11 protein-coding genes are annotated in these 15,492 nt (G+C 72.4%); 6 read left to right on the forward strand and 5 right to left on the reverse strand.

Annotated elements, in window-relative coordinates; translation table 11 throughout:
- Positions 1–177 precede the first annotated feature (177 nt).
- From GA0070216_RS10660 to GA0070216_RS10685, 6 genes are all read left to right on the forward strand, one after another.
- Complete coding sequence (locus GA0070216_RS10660; RefSeq protein ID WP_091243209.1) at positions 178–1,218, forward strand: LacI family DNA-binding transcriptional regulator; 1,041 nt, start codon at positions 178–180, stop codon at positions 1,216–1,218.
- A 15-nt stretch (positions 1,219–1,233) separates the two neighbouring features.
- The gene (locus GA0070216_RS10665; protein ID WP_091243212.1) at positions 1,234–2,232 is read left to right on the forward strand and encodes an acetylxylan esterase; all 999 of its coding nucleotides are present in this window, start codon (positions 1,234–1,236) and stop codon (positions 2,230–2,232) included.
- A 520-nt stretch (positions 2,233–2,752) separates the two neighbouring features.
- Positions 2,753–3,898, forward strand: a complete 1,146-nt coding sequence (locus tag GA0070216_RS10670) for a cellulose binding domain-containing protein (RefSeq protein ID WP_091243214.1) — start codon at positions 2,753–2,755, stop codon at positions 3,896–3,898.
- An 86-nt stretch (positions 3,899–3,984) separates the two neighbouring features.
- Positions 3,985–6,045 carry a family 43 glycosylhydrolase gene (locus GA0070216_RS10675; RefSeq protein ID WP_091243217.1) on the forward strand — a complete coding sequence of 687 codons (2,061 nt, stop codon included), beginning with the start codon at positions 3,985–3,987 and terminating at the stop codon, positions 6,043–6,045.
- A gap of 90 nt (positions 6,046–6,135) precedes the next feature.
- Positions 6,136–7,671: a family 43 glycosylhydrolase gene (locus tag GA0070216_RS10680; protein WP_245722422.1), complete on the forward strand. Its 1,536-nt coding sequence runs from the start codon at positions 6,136–6,138 to the stop codon at positions 7,669–7,671.
- Positions 7,672–7,786: 115 nt separating this feature from the next.
- Positions 7,787–8,251, forward strand: a complete 465-nt coding sequence (locus tag GA0070216_RS10685; protein WP_091243219.1) for a PaaI family thioesterase — start codon at positions 7,787–7,789, stop codon at positions 8,249–8,251.
- A gap of 87 nt (positions 8,252–8,338) precedes the next feature.
- Here the strand turns inward: GA0070216_RS10685 and GA0070216_RS10690 are convergent, their stop codons facing one another.
- The 5 genes from GA0070216_RS10690 to GA0070216_RS10710 all read right to left on the reverse strand — a co-directional run bounded on the left by GA0070216_RS10690 (position 8,339) and on the right by GA0070216_RS10710 (position 15,472).
- Entirely contained in the window at positions 8,339–9,952 is a 1,614-nt protein-coding gene (locus GA0070216_RS10690; RefSeq protein ID WP_245722423.1) for a beta-ketoacyl [acyl carrier protein] synthase domain-containing protein, read from the reverse strand.
- Complete coding sequence (locus GA0070216_RS10695) at positions 9,952–11,037, reverse strand: branched-chain amino acid aminotransferase (protein ID WP_091243222.1); 1,086 nt, start codon at positions 11,035–11,037, stop codon at positions 9,952–9,954. Before GA0070216_RS10695 ends, GA0070216_RS10690 begins: the two co-directional genes overlap by 1 nt.
- Positions 11,034–12,314 carry a beta-ketoacyl-ACP synthase II gene (gene fabF, locus GA0070216_RS10700; RefSeq protein ID WP_245722424.1) on the reverse strand — a complete coding sequence of 427 codons (1,281 nt, stop codon included), beginning with the start codon at positions 12,312–12,314 and terminating at the stop codon, positions 11,034–11,036. The genes GA0070216_RS10695 and fabF overlap by 4 nt, the downstream gene beginning before the upstream one ends.
- 141 nt (positions 12,315–12,455) lie before the next feature.
- Complete coding sequence (locus GA0070216_RS10705; RefSeq protein WP_141723042.1) at positions 12,456–14,183, reverse strand: condensation domain-containing protein; 1,728 nt, start codon at positions 14,181–14,183, stop codon at positions 12,456–12,458.
- A gap of 32 nt (positions 14,184–14,215) precedes the next feature.
- Positions 14,216–15,472 (reverse strand): cytochrome P450, encoded by a 1,257-nt coding sequence (locus GA0070216_RS10710; RefSeq protein ID WP_141723043.1) that lies wholly within the window; start codon positions 15,470–15,472, stop codon positions 14,216–14,218.
- Between the last annotated feature and the right edge of the window lie 20 nt (positions 15,473–15,492).

Consider the following 15,492-nt stretch of genomic DNA (forward strand, 5'->3'; position numbering starts at 1 on the left):
GGGCAACTTAGGAGGCATCCACGGGACATGTCAAGGGTCCCAAATGGGATATGCAGTAACACTCTTCTCGCAAGGCGCATTCACCCCTGTCGAAATACCGTATCGATGTCGATCCCCGTTTCGCAGCGGACGTGCTAGAGTCCTCCGAAACTTTCGGAAGTGCCTGGTGAGGCTTCGATGACCGCGTCCCGCCCGATCACCCCACAGTCCTCGGCCACCATCGCCACCATCGCCGAGGAGGTCGGCGTCTCCGTGGCGACCGTCTCGAAGGTGCTCAACGGGCGCGCGGACGTCGCCGCCGAGACCCGGGCGCGGGTCGAGGAGAGCCTCGAACGCCACCGGTACCGTCGCCGCATCCGTCGGCAGTCGCTCGGCATCGACCAGATCGACGTGGTCTTCCACGAGTTCAACTCGAGCTGGGCGATGGAGATCATGAGCGGGGTGGAGGCGGTGGCCACCGCCGCCGGGCTCGGCATCGCCATCTCCCAGCTCGACGGGGAGCACCGACCCGCACCGCGCCGGCTGGACGCCCTCATCGCCCGCCGGCCGCTGGGCCTGCTCTTCGTGCTCTGCCACCCGACCCCGCCGCAGCAGCTCCTGCTGACCGAGCACCGCATCCCGTTCGTGGTGGTCGACACCGACAGCGCGACCTCGGCCTCGGTGCCGACCGTCGGCTCGAACAACTGGAACGGCGGCCTGCTGGCCACCCGACACCTGATGGAGTTGGGGCACCGGCGGATCGCCGTCATCTCCGGGCCCCGGGACGTGCTGTGCAGCCAGGCCCGCGCCGCCGGCTTCCGCTCCGCGCACGACGAGGTCGGGCTGACCCTGGACGCCGACCTGGTGCGCTACGGCAGTTTCTACGTCGACGGCGGGCACGCCCACGGGCTGGAGCTGCTGACCGGGCCCGACCGGCCCACCGCGATCTTCGCCGGCTCCGACCTCCAGGCCATCGGCGTGCTCCGGGCCGCCCGCCAGCTCGGCCTGCGGGTGCCCGAGGACCTCTCGGTGATCGGGTACGACGACCTGCCGGTCGCCGGCTGGACCGACCCGCCGCTGACCACCGTGCACCAGCCGCTGCGGGACATGGCCGGCACCGCCACCCAGATACTGCTGGAACTGGCCCGGGGCGGCGCCGTGGCGACCAGCCGGATCGACCTGGTGACCGAACTGGTCGTCCGGGAGAGCACCGCGCCACCCACCACCACCCGCTCCTGACCCCCCGAGGAACCCATGGCTGCCACCGAAGACCTGCGGCGGTACACGCCGACCGTCGTCGAGCCCGTCGACTTCGATGCGTTCTGGCGTACCACCCTCGACGGGGCGCGCGCCCGGCCGGTGCTGGTCGACGTCCGCCCGCACCCGACCGACCTGCGCCTGGTCGACACCTGGGACGTCACCTTCGCCGGTTTCGACGGTGACCCGGTGCGGGCCTGGTACACCCGCCCGGCGGGGGTCGACGCCCCACTGCCCGCCGTGGTCGAGTACGCCGGCTACGGGCGCGGCCGGGGTCTGCCGCACGAGCGGCTGACCTGGCCGGTGGCCGGGTACGCGCACCTGCTGATGGACAACCGCGGTCAGTCCGGCCTGCACGGCGCGGGCGACACCCCGGACCCGCACGGGGTCTCCGGTGGGCCGTGGCCCGCCACCTGGGGCATCCTCGACCCGCACGACTACCACTACCGCCGGCTGATCACCGACGCGGTCCGGGCGGTCGAGGCCGTCCACGCGTTGCCCGGGGTGGACCCGGCCCGGGTCGCCGCCGTCGGCAACAGCCAGGGTGGCGGGCTCGCCCTGGCGGTCGCCGGGCTGCGCGACGACCTCGCGGCGCTGCTGACCACCGCGCCGTTCCTCTGCGACGTCCAGCGCGGGATCGAACTGACCGATGCCGCCCCGTACGGCGAGATCGCCCGGTACCTGGCGGTGCACCGGCAGGTCGAGGAGGCCGTCCGGCACACGCTGTCCTATGTCGACGGGGTGACCTTCGCCCGGCGGGCCATCGCGCCCGCGCACTTCGGCATCGGCCTGCGCGACAACGTCTGCCCCCCGAGCACCGGCTTCGCCGCCTACAACCAGTACGGCGCGGCGAACGGCCGCCCCGAGGCACCCTCCCGGCACCTGCACACCTACCCGTTCAACGGCCACGAGGGTGGCGAGGCATGGCAGGTCGCGCGGCAGTTGCGCTGGCTCGACGCGCTGCTGCGACCGGCCACCGACCACGCGGTGGGGTGACTCGCGGCCGGCAGGGTCGACTCCGGTCACCATTCGTGCTCCCGGTGGGTCGTCCGTCCGGCAGGTCACCTGGGCATCGTCGCTCACCGATGTTGCCGATGTTAGCGATAACACGATATGGTGCATCCCGGCGGGAGCGCAGGGCACGCTCCGGCTGTGGATCACCGGTTCGTCCACTTCGGGGTCGGTGACCACCGGCACCGCACGGCGTCCACGACCAGTGACGAGTCCGGCTTCCTGGTCGTTGCGCGTGGGGCACCGTCCGCCCATCACCTCAGGGAAACCCGCCGGTAAGCGGTGCTCGGTCGCCCGCGAGCCGACGTCCGGGTGGCGTGCCGACGCACCTCTTCGTCCACCCGCCGGACGAGGCGGCGACCTCCCGGGACGGTCGCCGCACCGGTCCGCACCGCCACCCCAGGGAGTCTCCATGAGCGGCACGAGCTGCCCGAATGCCGGGCCACCCCCGTCCGACCGCCAACGCCTCGTCGACACCACCCCCGCCGGGCGACGGCTGCCCACCATGCGCCGGGGGCTGCGCCTGCTGGGCCTGGCCACCGCCGCCCTGGTGGCCGTGGTCGCCACCGGGTCGGTGGTGACCGCACCCGCCAGCGCCGAGTCCAACGGCGGGGTACGGGTGATGCCCCTCGGCGACTCGATCACCGACGGCTTCAACGTCCCCGGCGGCTACCGGATCGAGCTGTGGCAGCGGCTGGTCGCCGACGGCTACCGGGTCGACTTCGTCGGCTCGATGTTCAACGGCCCGTCCAACCTGGGCGACCACGACCACGAGGGCCACTCCGGGTGGACCATCTCCCAGGTCGACGCCAACGTGGTGAACTGGCTGCGGACGACGACCCCCCGGACGGTGCTGCTGCACATCGGCACCAACGACATGTACAACGCCTCCGGCGCCCCGGCCCGGCTCTCCACCCTGATCGACAAGATCACCAACACCGCACCGAACGCGGACGTCTTCGTCGCCACCATCATCCCGCGCAACGGCACCGAGTCGGCGGTACGCACGTTCAACGCGGCGATCCCCGGCATCGTGCAGAGCAAGGTCAGCGCCGGCAAGCGGGTGCACCTGGTGGACATGTTCAGCGCGGTGGGCACGGCCGACCTGGCCGACGGCCTCCACCCGAACGCCACCGGCTATCGCAAGATGGCCACCACCTGGTACAACGCCCTGCGGGCGGTGCCCGGCAGCCTCGGTGGCAACACGCCGACCACCCCGCCGCCCACCACGCCGCCGCCCACCACGCCCCCGCCGACCACCCCGCCACCCACGACCCCACCGCCGACCACGCCGCCGCCCACCACGCCCCCGCCGACCACCCCGCCGCCCTCGGCGGGCTGCCGGGTCGGGTACACGGTCAACGCCTGGAACTCCGGTCTCACCGCCTCCATCAGCGTCACCAACACCAGCGGCACGGCGGTCAACGGCTGGGCGCTGGCGTTCACCCTGCCCGGCGGGCAGACCATCACCAGCGGCTGGAACGCCAGCTACGCGCCGACCAGCGGGGCGGTGACCGCCCGCAACGTCTCCTACAACGGCACGATCGCGCCGAACACCTCGGTCGACGTCGGCTTCCAGGCCACGCACACCGGCAACACGGCCCGACCGGCCTCGTTCACGCTCAACGGCACCGCCTGCACGGTCGCCTGACCGCCGTCCGGCACCGGTGTGCGTGCGCACCGGTGCCGGACGCCTCCCGACCACCCGACTCCCACCACCCCCAGTAGGAGTACCGCATGCCACTCACCAGAAAGTTGCCGGCACGGCTGGTCCTGGCCGCCGGTCTGATCGCCGCCGGAACAGCGGTCGCCCTGCCGGCCGAGGCCGCAGCCGCCGGCTGCACGGTCGACTACACCGTCTCGTCCGAGTGGGGCGGTGGCTTCGGCGCGAACGTGGCCATCACCAACCTGGGCGACCCGATCGACGGCTGGACCCTGACCTGGTCGTACGGGGCCGGGCAGCAGGTCACCCAGGCGTGGAACGCCACCGTCACCCAGTCCGGCGCCCAGGTGACCGCCCGCAACGTCAGCTACAACGGCGCCATCGGCACCGGGGCCAACGTGTCGTTCGGGTTCAACGGCTCGTGGAACGGCAGCAACCCGAAGCCGACGAGCTTCACCCTCAACGGCGTCACCTGCACCGGCGGCACGACCACCCCGCCGCCCACCACACCCCCGCCGACGACGCCCCCGCCGACGACGCCGCCACCGACCACGCCGCCACCGACCACCCCGCCGCCCACCACACCCCCGCCCACGACGCCGCCGCCGACCACCCCGCCGGGGCAGTGGCCGCCGTCGTCCACCTTCGCCAACCCGGTGCTCTGGCAGGACTTCGCGGACATCGACATCCTGCGGGTGGACGACACCTACTACTACTCGGCGTCGACCATGCACTACTCCCCCGGCGCGCCGGTGCTGCGCTCCTACGACCTGGTCAACTGGGAGTTCGCCGGTCACTCGGTGCCCAAGCTGGACTTCGGCCAGAAGTACGACATGACCGGCGGGCGTGGCTACGTCCGGGGCATCTGGGCGTCGTTCCTGGGCTACCGCAAGAGCAACAAGACGTTCTACTGGGGCGGTTGCATCGACTTCAACAAGACCTACATCTACACCGCCCCGTCGGCCGAGGGACCGTGGACCAGGCACACCACGCTCGACCAGTGCTACTACGACGCCGGCCTGCTGGTCGACGACAACGACACCATGTACGTCGCGTACGGCAACACGCAGATCAGCGTGGCCCAACTGTCGGCCGACGGGAAGACCCAGGTCCGGTCGCAGCAGGTGTTCAGCACCCCGTCGAACGTGGGCACCCTGGAGGGGGCCCGGTTCTACAAGCGCAACGGCAGCTACTACATCTTCCTCACCCGGCCGGCCAACGGTCAGTACATCCTGAAGGCGTCGAATCCGTTCGGGCCGTACACCATGCAACAGGTGCTGCTGAACCTGCCCGGACCCATCGCCGGCGGCGGTGTGCCGCACCAGGGCGGCATGGTGCAGACGCAGAACGGTGACTGGTACTACATGGGATTCGTGGACGCCTACCCCGGCGGCCGGGTGCCCGTGCTCGCCCCGGTCACCTGGAACTCCAGCGGCTGGCCCGTCCTGCAGACGGTCAACAACACCTGGGGCGGCTCGTACCCGTACCCGAACGTGCCGCGCCCGCCGAGAACGGTCAAGCCGATGACCGGCACCGACACCTTCGCCGGCACCACCCTCGGCCCGCAGTACGAGTGGAACCACAACCCGGACAACTCGAAGTGGTCGGTCAACAACGGCCTACGGCTACAGACCACCAACGTCACCAACGACCTGTACAACGCCCGCAACACCCTGACCCACCGCATCCAGGGTCCCCGGTCGACCGCGACCATCGAACTCGACTACTCCACCATGCGCGACGGTGACCGCAGCGGCCTGGCGATGCTGCGGGACCAGTCGGCCTGGATCGGCGTGCGCCGCGACAACGGCGCGACCCGGGTCGCCGTGGTCAACAACCTGACCATGGACAGCAACTGGAACACCACCAACACCGGCACCGAGGTCGCCGGGGCCGGCATCTCCGGCGGCAAGATCTGGCTGCGGATCAACGCGGACATCAGCCCTGGCTCCGGTCGGCAGGCCCGCTTCTCCTACAGCACCGACGGGGTCACCTTCACCTCGCTCGGCCCGGCCTTCACCCTCAACAACGCCTGGCAGTTCTTCATGGGCTACCGGTTCGCCATGTTCAACTACGCCACCAGTTCCCTCGGTGGCGCGGTGACCGTCAAGAAGTTCGACCTCGCCAAGTCGTAGGACCCCGTTCCCGGTCCGCCGTCCGACCGCCTCCGGGTGCTCGGGCGGCGGACCGCGTCCCACCCACCACCCCGAGCAAGGAGCCTCACCGTGCCCGCCTCACACACCCGATGGGCCACCGTCCCACCTCACCCGTCCACACCTCGCACCGGCCTGCCGGCGCACGCCACGGCCGCCCCGGCCGGGCCCCGCGCCGGCCGGACCCGGACGGCGGTGCTGCTGGTCCTGACGATGCTGGCCAGCATGCTGACCGCCGCGACCCCGGCCCAGGCGGCCCCCGCCGTCCGGGCCACCAACCCGCTGGTCGCGCAGCGCGCCGACCCGCACATCGTCCGGCACACCGACGGCTACTACTACATGACCGCCACCGCCCCCGAGTACGACCGGATCGTGCTGCGCCGGGCCACCACCCTGCAGGGCCTGTCCACCGCCCCGGAGACCGTCATCTGGCGGCGGCACAGCAGCGGGATCATGGGCGCGCACATCTGGGCCCCGGAGATCCACTTCATCGACGGCCGGTGGTACGTCTACTTCGCCGCCGGGGCCACCGACAACGTCTGGGCGATCCGGATGTACGTCCTGGAGGGCACCGGGGCCAACCCGCTGACCGCGAGCTGGGCGGAGAAGGGTCAGATCCGTACCCCCTGGGAGACCTTCGCCCTGGACGCGTCGACGTTCGTCGCCAACGGCGTGCGCTACCTGATCTGGGCGCAGGGGGAGCCGGGCATCGCCACCAACTCCAACCTCTACATCGCCCGGATGGCGAACCCGTGGACGCTCAGCGGCACCCCGACCCGGATCGCCGTGCCCACCCTGGAGTGGGAGATGCGCGGCGGGGTCAAGGTCAACGAGGGGCCGACCGTGCTGCAACGCAACGGCCGGATCTTCCTCACCTACTCGGCCAGCGCCACCGACGCCAACTACTGCCTCGGCCTGCTCACCGCGTCGGCCGGCAGTGACCTGCTCAAGGCGTCGTCCTGGGTGAAGTCGCCGCAACCGGTCTTCACCAGCAACGCCGCAACCGGTCAGTGGGGGCCGGGGCACAACTCGTTCACCGTCTCCGAGGACGGGCTCAGCGACATCCTTGTCTACCACGACCGCAACTACCGGGACATCAGCGGTGACCCGCTGCGGGACCCCAACCGGCGGACCCGGGTCCAGAAGGTCTACTGGAACGCCGACGGCACCCCGAACTTCGGCATCCCGGTGCCCGACGGCGTCACCCCGGTTCGGCTGCGGTCGGACAACCAGCCCGACCGGTTCGTCCGGCACTGGGAGTACCGGGCCCGGCTGGAGGCGAACGTGACGAACCTGGCCGACTCGCAGTTCCGCCTGGTGCCCGGCCTGGCCGGCGGCAACACGGTCTCCCTGGAGTCCACTAACTTCCCCGGCTACTACCTGCGGCACCGCAACTGGGAGGTGTGGGTCGAGCGCGACGACGCCTCCTCGACGTACCGCGCCGATGCCAGCTTCGCGCAACGGACCGGCCTGTCGAACTCCGCCGGGGTGTCGTTCGAGGCGATCAACTATCCCGGCCAGTACCTGCGGCACAGCGGCGGCCTGCTCTATCTGCGGACCGTCACGGACGCCACCGGCAACGCCGACGCCACCTTCGTCCTGGAGTGACCGGACGCCTGCCGGGCCGCCCGCACGGGTGGCCCGGCAGGCCGGTCGGCACCCCTGATCGACGACGACCGTTCAGGGACGGAGCGCTACCCGATCATGGCCTATAGTAGCCTCCATGGCTAGCCGAGCGGTGATGTCGGTCGATGAGGCGCGGGCCTGGCTCGCCGAGGTCATCTCCGGTCCCGACCGGCTGCGCCTGGAGTCCGTGGACGGCGCTCAGGTGGTGGCGGTCGCCGGCCCCGACTGCCTGGAGCTCCGCCTCGACGGCACGATCTCCGGGCCGGCCATGTTCTGGGCGATGGACCTGACCGGCTTCGTCGCGGTCACCGTGCTGATCGGTCCGGCGCCCGCGATGGTCCTGGCACACAGCAGCATCAGCTTCCTCGAACCCGCCGAACCCGGCGCGCTACGGGTCACCGCCGAGGTGATCAAGTTGGCCAGCCGGTCGGCCGTGGTGGACGCCCGGGCCAGTGACCACCGGGGGTGTCTGGTCGCCGCATCCACCCTGCACTTCGCCCTGCCGTCCCGGGCCGCCCGGGCGGCCCTGCGCGCCGAGCACGCCGCCCAGGCCAGCAGCTGACCCACCCGGCCGGGCCGGGCCGGACTCACCCGGCGACGGGCTCACCCGACCACCGGGTCACCCGGCGACCCGGGTCACCGCGCCGGCTCACTGCGGGCGGTCCACCACACAGGTGCGCCGCTGCCATGGATAGGTCGGCAGGTCGACCACCGCGCGGCCCGACGGCGTCGGCACCGGCTCGTCCGCACCGAGCACCCGTACGTCCGGGTGCGCGGTGCCGGCCGCCACCGCGCGCAACGCCGCCGCCGCGTCCGCCGGGCCGGACGCCCGCACCCACACCGCGTGCGCGAGCCGGGTACGCCCCCCGGCGGCGGTGGTGGCGAACGCCGGATAGTCCGCCGCCGGCAGCACCGCCAGCCGGTCGGCGTAGTGCCGGGCCAGCACGGCCAGCGCCGGCCCGGTGGCCGCCGACACCGGGAACCCGTCCGCCGCCGGCAACGCAGACGACGCGACCGGCGGGGCGGGTGACAGCACCGCGAAGGCGTTCGTGCCGCTCATCCCGTACGAGCTGGTCGAGGCGCAGGCCCCGAGCCGGTCGTCCCAGGGCACCGGGGCGACCGGGATGTCGACGCCGGTGCCGGTGAGATCGATCCGGGGGTTCAACGTCCGGAAGTTGGCCTGCGGCGCGATGGTGCGCCGTTGCAGGCAGAGCACCGCCTTCACCAGCCCGAGCACCCCCGCGGCGGACTCGGTGTGGCCGAGGTTGCCCTTGACCGAGGCCACGTACAGCGGCGGGCCGTCGGCGCGACCCAGCGCCGCCACGATCGCCGCCATCTCGGCCGGGTCGCCGAGCGGGGTGCCGGTGCCGTGCGCCTCGTGGTAACCGACGTCCCGGACGGCGATCCCGGCGGCGGCCAGGACCGCGTCGATCAGCCTCGACTGGGCCGACACGTTCGGCGTGGTGAATGTCGCCGTCCGCCCGTCGTGGTTGATCCCGGTGCCGCGCAGCACCGCGAGCACCCGGTCACCGTCGCGGTGCGCGTCGGCCAACCGCTTCAGCACCAGCATCGCGCAGCCCTCGCCCCGGACGAACCCGTTCGCCTCGGCGTCGAAGGGGCGCGACCGGCCGTCCGGCGACAACGCGCCGGTCTGCGCCACCGACCGGGTGGTGCTCGGCGCGAGGATCAGGTTGACCCCGCCGGCCACCGCCGTGTCGCAGTCACCGGCCGCCAGCGCCCGACCCGCCGTGTGCACCGCCACCAGCGACGACGAACAGGCGGTGTCCAGCGCGAAGACCGGCCCCTGCAACCCCAGCGTGTACGCGATCCGGCCGGCGGTGAAGCTGTGCCCGTTGCCGATCGTCCAGTACGAGTTCGGATCGCCGGTCAGCCACTGCCGGTAGTCCCGCCCGGTCACCCCGACGAAGACACCGGTCGCCCCGGCGACGGCGGCGACCGGGATCGCGGCGTGCTCGAACGCCTCCCACACCACCTCGAGCAGCAGCCGGTGCTGCGGGTCGAGGACCCGCGCCTCCCGGGGCGAGATGCCGAAGAACTTCGGGTCGAAGTCGAACACCGCATCGCAGTAACCGCCCCGGGTCACCATGCCGTCCCACTGGGCGCCGAACCCGGCCCGGCGGTCGTCGGGCAGCTCGCCGGTGAGGTCCCGGCCGGCCAGGATCGCCGACCAGTACGCGTCGAGGCTCGACACCCCGCCGGGTGCGCGGACCGCCATCCCGACGACCGCGATCGGGGTGGGCACTACAGCACCCGACGCATCCAGCCGTGGGTGTCGGCAGCCCGGCCGGACTGGATGTCGAGCAGCCGCTCCCGGAACTGCTGGGTGTACTTGCCCGGCGCCCCGTCGCCGATGGTCAGGGCGAAGTCGTCGCTCTTGAGCCCGATGATCGGGGTGATCACCGCCGCCGTGCCGGCGGCGAACGCCTCGGTCATCGACCCGTCGGCGAACCCGTCCCGCATCTCGTCCAGGTCGATCGTGCGCTGCACCGGCTCCAGCCCGTGCTCGGCGGCGAGGGTCAGCACGCTGTCCCGGGTCACCCCGTCCAGGATGGTGCCCAGCCCGGGGGTGAGCAGCTGGTGGTCGCGGGTCACGAAGAAGACGTTCATGGTGCCCGACTCGTCGATGCTGCGCCGCCCCTCGCCGCCCAGGTAGAGCACCTGCTCGCAGCCGTGCCCGAGGGCCTCCCGCTGCGGGGCCAGGCTGGCCGCGTAGTTGCCGCCGCACTTGGCCGCGCCGGTGCCACCGATCGACGCCCGGCTGTAGGTGGTGCTGACCCAGAGCGTCACACCGGTGACCCCGTTGGGGAAGTACGACCCGGCCGGGCAGGCCAGCACGCAGTAGGTGACCTGCTGGGCGGGACGCACCCCGAGGAACGCCTCCGAGGCGAACATGAACGGTCGCAGGTAGAGGCTCTGCTCACCCCCGTACGGCGGCACCCAGGCCTCGTCGGCGCGGACCAGCGCGGCCACGCTCTCGACGAAGGTCTCCTCGTCCAGCTCGGGCAGGACCATCCGGCGGGCCGAGGCGGCGAACCGGCGGGCGTTGAGCTCCGGGCGGAACAGCCAGACGCTGCCGTCGGCGTGCCGGAACGCCTTGAGCCCCTCCAGGATCTCCTGCGCGTAGTGCAGGACCGCCGCGCCGGGGTGCATGGTGAACGGCTCCAGCGCGCCCACCCGCTGGTCGTGCCAACCGGCGTCCGGCGACCACACGGCGGTCGCCATGTGGTCGGTGAAGTGCCGGCCGAATCCCGGGTCGGCGAGGATCTCCTCCCGGGTCTGCGGCGGGGTCGGGTGGTCGGTGGGGACCAACGGGAACTGCGCGGTCATCCGGGCTCTCCTCGCGACGGGGTTTCGGTGAACACGACGACGCAGTTCTGCCCGCCGAAGCCGAAGGCGTTGGTGAGCGCCGCCCGCACCGGCATCTCCCGGGCCTGGTGGGGCACGTAGTCCAGGTCGCAGTCCGGATCGGGCTGGTGCAGGTTGACCGTCGGCGGGACGACGCCGTCGCGGATCGCCAACGCGCACACCATCGCGCCGAGGGCACCCGCCGCGCCGATCAGGTGGCCGAGCATCGACTTCGGCGCGCTGACCGCGACCCGGTCGGCCGCCGCGCCGAGCGCCGCCCGGATCGCCACCGTCTCGGTCAGGTCGTTGGCCTTCGTCGAGGTGCCGTGGGCGCAGACGTAGTCGACGTCGTCGGGGCGCACCCCGGCGCGGTCCAGCGCCTGCCGGATGGCCTCGGCCGCGTAGACCCCGCCGGGGCGGGGCGCGCTCACGTGGAACGCGTCGCTGGTCAGCGCGCCACCGGCGACGGTGGCGTAGGGGGTGACGCCCCGGCGACGGGCGTGCGCGGCGGACTCCAGCACCAGGATCACCGCGCCCTCGCCGAAGACGAAGCCGTCCCGGTCGGCGGAGAACGGCCGGCTCGCGCCGGTCGGGTCGTCGTTGCGCTGGGACATCGCCCCCATGCTGACCAGGCCGGCGAACATGGCCGGGGTGATCGCCGCGTCGGTGCCGCCGCAGATGACCACGTCGGCCTCGCCGGCCAGGATCAGCCGGCGGGCGTCGAGCAGCGCGTACGCGCCGCTGGCGCAGGCCAGTGCACTGGCGTTGACCGGCCCGTGCGCGCCCACCTCGATGGCCACCTCGCAGGCCGGCATGTTGGTCAGGGAGGAGGGCACGAAGTGCGAGAGGGGCGCGGTCGGGTCGGGGGCGAGCAGCCCGCGTACGGTGGCCTCGACGGTGTCGAAGCCGGCGACGGCGGCGTTGACAACCACGCCGACCCGGGCGGCGTTGCCGGCGTCGACGGTGAGCCCGGCGTCGGCGACCGCCTCGCGGGTGGCGACCACCGCGAACTGGCTGAACCGGGCCATCCGTCGCAGCTGTTTGCCGGTGAAGTGTTCGGCCGGCGCGAAGCCCCGCACCTCGGCGGCGATCCGGGTGGGCAGCGCGGCGGCATTGAAGGCGGTGACCGGGCCGACGCCCGACTTGCCGGCCAGCAGGCCCTGCCAGGTGCTGTCGCGGTCGAGACCGAGCGGCGTGACGGCGCCGATGCCGGTGATGACGACGTCGTCGGTCACCATCTCGCCGTCGCCCCCCAGCATCCCGCCATGGCTCCGCTCTCCCGCCACTGAACGACCGATAGAACACTATCAGTCACCATCGACGTCCGGCAGCCGTCCACCGCACCGCGTGCCGCGCGCGGACGGCCGCCCTGGTCGATCCCGTCGACCGGCCGCAGCGCCCTACGCATCGCGCCCCGTCCCCCGGGCGAGCACGGGCCCGGCACGCCACGCGTCGGCCCCGGTCCCGGTGGGCGGCGCCGACCCGCAGATCACGTACTCGGTCGGCGCGACGAGCCCCGGTCGGCCGGGCAGCGCGTCGAGGACCCGCCGGTGCAACTCCTCGGGCGAGCAGGAACCGGACACGTAGGCGGTGAGCCCGCCGCCGGCCGACGGCTCGGCGGAGGCGGCCGCCCCGGCCACCTCGCCGACCAGCTCCGCCACCGCCTGCGGACGGACCCAACCGGCCGGGGTGGACACCCAGTCGGGGCCCCGGTGGGCCGGGGTCAGGCCGATCCGGTCGGCGATCTCGGCGACCCGGACCGCGCCGGTGACCGCCTGGCACAGCAGGGTCTCGATCCCCCGGATGATGGTCTCGCCGAGCCCTCCGGGGAGGTAGGCCGTGTCGACCAGCAGCCCGAGCCGGCACCGACCGTCGCCCAGGTTGCTGGCCGCGACATAGAACCGCATGTCGCTCTTGGACAGTGGCTCCAGCCGGGAGTATCGGGAGTCCCGGCGCAGCACGGCGAGGCGGTCCGGTCCCGGGTCCGGGTCGGCCGTGGCCCAGTCGCTGCCCCGGTGCCCGTTGTTGAAGTAGGCGGACAGGTCGAACGCCACCCCCCGCCGCCGGCCGACCTGTTCGACCACCGTGCGCACCCCGGCCGGGTCGCACGGGGCGCGGCGGTACGCGTCGAACGCGGGCCGGTGCAGCTGCCGGATGGCGGTGAGCAGGTCGGCGTCCTCGTCGACCCGGTGCACCAGCAGGGCGTCCAACGTGTTCAGGGCGATCAGGTCACGACTGTCCCGGTCCAGGCGGTTGCCGGCGATCAGCTTGAACACCCCGGTGCGGTGCCCGTTGTAGGCGGTCAGGACCAGCGTGGTCAGGCAGAGCAGCACGGTCGAGAAGGAGGTACGGGTCCGAGTGGCCAGCGCCGTCGCCGCCGCGGTGACCGCCGTGGAGTCCAGCAGGTGCCGTTCGATGGGCTGGTCGCCGGTCACCGCGCGCGGCAGGTCGAACATCGAGGCCGGGGCGGCCGACAACCCCTGCTCCCAGTGCCGCAGCCCCAGCCGGCTCTGCTGCCGGCCGGCCGTCGACTGTTGGAAGGCGGCCTGTGCCAACGGCTGCGCCCCGCTCCCGGCGGTCGGCGTCTCCTGCGGCGACGGCGCGTCGGTGAGCCGGCCGCGCAGCAGCGCGGTGAGGGTGTTGAAGGCCCAGCCGTCGAACGCCAGGTGGGAGCCGACGAGGGCGACCGCGCTGATCCGGCCGGCCCGGTCCCGGACGCAGCCGACCCGTAGCGGCCACTCGGCCTCGTGGTCGAACGCCGTAGCGGTCAACGTGGCGACGAGTTCGTCACCGACCCGCTCCGGGTCGCCGTGGTCGTCGACCACCACGATGTCGTACGCCCCGGCGGCGGCGACCTGCTGCTGCGGCTGGTCGGCACGGTCGACGTACCGGGTCCGCAGGGTCTGGTGCGCCTCGATCAGGGTCCGCAGGGCGGCGTGCAGTCGGGCCGCCGCGACCGGTGCGGGGAGCACCAGGGCCTCGCCGATGTTGAACTGGTTCGCCTCCTTGCCGAACCACTGCATCGGCCCCCACATCACGCTCTGCGCCCAGGTCAGCGGCCCGGCCGCGGCCTCACCCGTGGCGAACGGCAGGCTGACCGTGCCGACGTCGGTGGTCGCATCACTCACCCGGTCCCCCTCCGGACGGTCGTCGGTACGCACTACGCGCGCTGCGCCGACGCGAGCGGACCGGACGGCCTCGGGGTCAGCCGCAGCGGCAGGTGGTCGAGCCCCCGGAAGGCCGGGCTCTGCACCTTGACCAGTTCGCCGATGAGTGCGATGTCGTCGGTGCGCTCGATGAGCATCCGCAGGAAGGTGGTGGCCTGGAGGCGGGCCAGGTGCGCGCCGACACAGGTGTGGATGCCCGCCCCGAAACCGAGGTGGCCGTCGGTCACCCGGTCGATCCGGTAGTCGTTGGGGTCGGGGAACTTGCGCGGGTCCCGGTTGCCGGCGGCGAAGGACAACTCCACCCGGGCGCCCTGCGGGATGGTGGTGTTGCCGACGACGACGTCGGTCGTGGCGGTGCGGAAGACGTTCTGCACCGGCGGGTAGAACCGGGCGGTCTCCTCGATCGTCGACGCGATCAGCTCGGGCCGCTCCCGCACCAGCCGGAGCTGGTCGGGGTGGTTGAGCAGCGCGTCGAGCATGTTGCCCAGGAAGTGGGTCATCGTCTCCTGCCCGCCCACCAGCAGGGTGAGGCACAGCCAGAGGATCTCGTTCGCGGTCACCCCGCCGGAGGCCGCCGCGGCGAACAACTTCGACACCACGTCGTCGCGGGCCGGTTCGGTCCGCCGCCGGGTGAGCAGGTTGCCCAGGTAGCCGGAGAGGCCGGCGATCGACGACAGGGCGGCCTTGGCGGCCTGCAACCGCAGCGCGTTCTCGGCCGGGTCCTCCGGGGCGTCCTCACCGACCTTCGCGTTGGCGATGAAGCTCTCCAGCACACCGGCGGTGAGCTTGAGCTTGGCGAGGTTGTCGTCGGGCACCCCGACGATGGTGGTGATCACCTTCACCGGTTGCAGGATGATCGCCTGCTGGACGAGGTCGATGTCGCCGGTGGCCACGGCCTCGTCGAGCAGTTCGCCGCAGACCTGCTCGATGAACGGCCGCCAGAACTGCACCCCGCGCGGGGAGAAGTCGTGCCGGATCAGGGCGCGCAGCCGGGTGTGGTCCGGTTGGTCGAGCCCGAAGAGCACCGGCAGGGTGGAACGGTGGTAGGCGATCCCGTCGGCCGACGAGAGTCCGGTGTGGTTCTTCGCCGCCAGCCGGACGTGGTCGTACCGGATCACCAGCCACATGTCGCGCTGTGCCAGGTAGAGCGGTTCCTCCGCGCGGAGCAGGTCCGCGTAGGCGGGGTACGGGTCGTCCATGGACTCGGGCGAGAAGGGATCGAACTCTTCGGTACGCGTCGCGCTGGTCACTGCCATGTCCTCCGGAATCG

This window comes from Micromonospora matsumotoense, assembly GCF_900091525.1.
Taxonomy (GTDB): Bacteria; Actinomycetota; Actinomycetes; order Mycobacteriales; family Micromonosporaceae; genus Micromonospora; species Micromonospora matsumotoensis.

Coding starts and splice junctions, on each gene's coding strand:
- GA0070216_RS10660 (WP_091243209.1), top strand. CDS start 178: ATGACCGCGTCCCGCCCGATCACCCCACAGTCCTCGGCCACCATCGCC.
- GA0070216_RS10665 (WP_091243212.1), top strand. CDS start 1,234: ATGGCTGCCACCGAAGACCTGCGGCGGTACACGCCGACCGTCGTCGAG.
- GA0070216_RS10670 (WP_091243214.1), top strand. CDS start 2,753: ATGCGCCGGGGGCTGCGCCTGCTGGGCCTGGCCACCGCCGCCCTGGTG.
- GA0070216_RS10675 (WP_091243217.1), top strand. CDS start 3,985: ATGCCACTCACCAGAAAGTTGCCGGCACGGCTGGTCCTGGCCGCCGGT.
- GA0070216_RS10685 (WP_091243219.1), top strand. CDS start 7,787: ATGGCTAGCCGAGCGGTGATGTCGGTCGATGAGGCGCGGGCCTGGCTC.
- GA0070216_RS10695 (WP_091243222.1), bottom strand. CDS start 11,037: ATGACCGCGCAGTTCCCGTTGGTCCCCACCGACCACCCGACCCCGCCG.
- fabF (WP_245722424.1), bottom strand. CDS start 12,314: ATGCTGGGGGGCGACGGCGAGATGGTGACCGACGACGTCGTCATCACC.